This window comes from Streptomyces apricus (assembly GCF_008369065.1).
Lineage (GTDB): Bacteria > Actinomycetota > Actinomycetes > Streptomycetales > Streptomycetaceae > Streptomyces > Streptomyces apricus.
Genome location: NZ_VDFC01000145.1, coordinates 1 through 2,951, shown reverse-complemented (window position 1 = coordinate 2,951; position 2,951 = coordinate 1). Strand labels below are relative to the sequence as shown.

Annotated in this window: 1 protein-coding gene; it reads right to left on the bottom strand. The window is 75.8% G+C overall.

The features are described from left to right. On the bottom strand, nucleotides 1–2,951 hold a 2,951-nt coding region (locus tag FGF04_RS38635; RefSeq protein WP_149516064.1), incomplete at both ends, for an SAV_2336 N-terminal domain-related protein.

Here is a 2,951-nt window from a genome sequence, read left to right as displayed (position 1 = left end):
GAGGCGGGGTGGGCGCGCGGTGTGCCAGAACGTCAGCCGCACCCTCGGCGGGTCCGGCATCTCCAGGAGGATGTCCGGCAGATCGCGCAGCGTCGCGTTGAGCACGCCCAGGACCGGGGCGCCCGGGGCCGTGGTCACGAGGTAGCCGTGGTCGACGGCGTTCATGTCGTACTGGTCGGAGGTCAGGCCACTCAGCGAGAGCAGCCAGGTGAGGGTGTGGGAGAGGGTGCTGTGGGCGCCGCGGTGGTCACCGGGGTCCGTGCACTCCATGACGACCGCGGGCTGGTTGTCGTCGGGGGCCGTGCGCAGCTCGCGGTAGAGCTCCAGGAGCGTGGGGTCCGGTTCGTTGAACAGGCGGTTCTGGAGCGCCTCGTAGGTCTCGTAGGACTCGATGGCCTCGGCGGTGCGGCCCTGGGCCTTCAGGGCGAGGACGTGCAGGCGCCGGAAGTCCTCGCGCTCGGGGTGCGCGCGGAGCAGCTCGCCGAGGTCGGCGGCGGCGCGCTCGTACCGGCCGCCCTCCAGGTCGAGTTCGGCGCGGGTGACGCACAGGGTGAGGCGCAGGGCGCGCAGCCGGGTTCGGGTCGCCTGGGCGGCGGGACCCGGAACGCCGTCGAGGGGGTCGCCGTACCAGAGGTCGAGCGCGCCCTGGACGGCGTCGCGGGCCGCTGTCGGGCTGCCGTCCTCCCGGCGCGCCTCGGCCTCCGCGACGAGTTCCTTGCACTGCTCCAGGTCGACGGCGCGCGGGCCCGCGTGCAGGGCGTACCCGTACGCGGTGGTGGCGAGCAGCCCCGGGCCCAGGGTCCGGCGCAGGGCGGAGGCGTACGTGGCCAGGAGGCGTTCGGGGTGCCGCGGCGGGCGGTTGCCCCACAGGCCCTCGGTCAGCTCGCCGAACGGCACGGGCCGGCCGTTGCGCAGGAGGAGCATGCAGAGCAGGGCCTGCTCCTCGGGCGAGTGCGCAGGCTGGGGGAGGCCGTTTCGCTGGACGCTCACGGGGCCGAGCAGGCGGTAGCGGGGCAGGTCCGCGGAGGCCGCCTCGGCCACCGCACCGAAGGTGGGGCTCAGGAACAGGTCCTTGCCGCGGTGCTGGGTCCCCGTGTCCGGTGAGAGCAGGCAGGCGATGGCGTCGGTGAAGCGCTCCTGGTGCTCGGCGGGGATGCCGGGCAGACCGCCGGAGGTGCCGTCCGTCGTCAGTTCCCGGAGCATCACCCCGAAGTCGTAGAGGTCGTCCGACTCGTTCGAGCCCCGGACCCGGTCCAGGGGGAGGCCGCTGATCCTGACGGTCCCGTCCGGGTCCAGGAGGAGGTGGCGGGGCGCGAGGTGCCCGTGCGACATGCCGCGCGCGTGCAGCGCTTCGAGTCCCTGCGCGACCTGGTGGACCAGGGGCGCCAGCAGAGCGAAGGGCAGCCGGAAGCCGCCCTCGGCCGTGAGGTCGGCCAGGCTGACGCCCTCCACGAACTCCATGACCAGGTACGCCGTCCCCTCCTCCGTGCCGTAGTCGTGCACGGCGGCCACGTTCGGGTGCTCCACGCCCGCGAGGGCCCGCGCGGCCTCCAGGAACCCCTGCCGCCCCGCCGGATCGACGGGGTACCGGTGCACTGCCACGGCCCGGCCGGTCCGGGTGTCCTCACCCCGCAGCAGGTTCCTGCTCCGGCCCAGGCGCCGTGACAGGCGGTACCGGCCGAGCACGAGTGCGGTGCCGGCCGGCTCCGGCGTGGTCCCGCCCAGCCGCCGTACGCTCTCCTCGCGCACCGCGGCGAACGGCTCGCCGTCGGCCCCGGCGCTCCCGGGCCCCGGCACCGAGACCCGGAACTCACCGGCCCTCACCCCGGCGCGTACGTCGATCAACGCGCCGACTCTGGACAGGAGTTCGGTGGTCCTGCCGTGCGCGGTGCGGGGCAGCGTGCGCAGCAGCAGTTCCCGTACGCCGGGCCGGAAGGCGTACGAGCCCGCCGCGCCCGGGACCGCGGTCAGCGCGCCGCTGAGGATCACCTCGGCCAGGTGCTGCGGCTGCGGGTTCTTCTCGATCGCCGCGTGGACGAGCCGCATCACCGGCAGCTCCGGCGGTCCCACCGCCAGATGGCCGGCCAGCCGGAAGGCCTCGGGGGAGGCGAGCGAGCGGAACCGCAGCAGGAGCTGCTCGGGCGAGAGCCGCTCGACGTCGCTGCGGCCCCGCTCGTCGACCGGCGCGACCGGCGGGGCGGTGCCCAGCAGGCCCACCGCGCCGGGCCGCGGGCCGCCGGCCGCCACCAGGGACGCCCAGTTCGCCAGCCACGTCGGCGAGGCCTCCAGGACGGGGACCGGGACCGGCGCCGGCACGGGGGGCGTGCCGTGCGGGTTCCCGCCCGGCGGGTCGGCCGCGTCGGGCATGCCGAGTGCTTCGAGCGCGTACGGGTCCACGGTGTACGCCGTGTTGGGCGCCGCGGGTCCCGGCGCGGTGAGCCGGGCCGTCGCCGCCGGCAGGGCGGTGGTGCGCCACAGGCGTTCCGGCAGCGGCTGGACCAGGGCGACCGGCATGCTCGATGACCAGCGGCGCAGGGTGGCGTACCAGCGGGCGCCCGCCGGGCCGTCCCGCCACTGCGGTCCCATGCAGTCACTGATCAGGAGCGTGACCGTGCGGCCGTCGGCGAACGACTCCTGCGAGCCGGGGCGGCGGACCGTGCCGTCGGTCTCCAGGCGGTGCAGTTCCACCGTGCGGAAGATGCCCGACTGGGCGAGCGCCGTGTGCAGTTCGCGTACGAGCGGGCGCCAGACGGGCATCGTCGGGCCGGTGTCGTGCACCAGGTGGAGCGTCAGCCAGCGCTCCCTCTTCGGGCGCAGCACGGGCAGCCAGGACCGGGGGGCCGCGCCCAGCCGGGCGATGCGCTGCGCCGTCGCCGCCTCGTCCAGTTCCCGGCCCACGGGGGCGGGGACGCTCCGCTTCAGGGCGCGCAGGGCGCGCTGGAGTGCGAGGG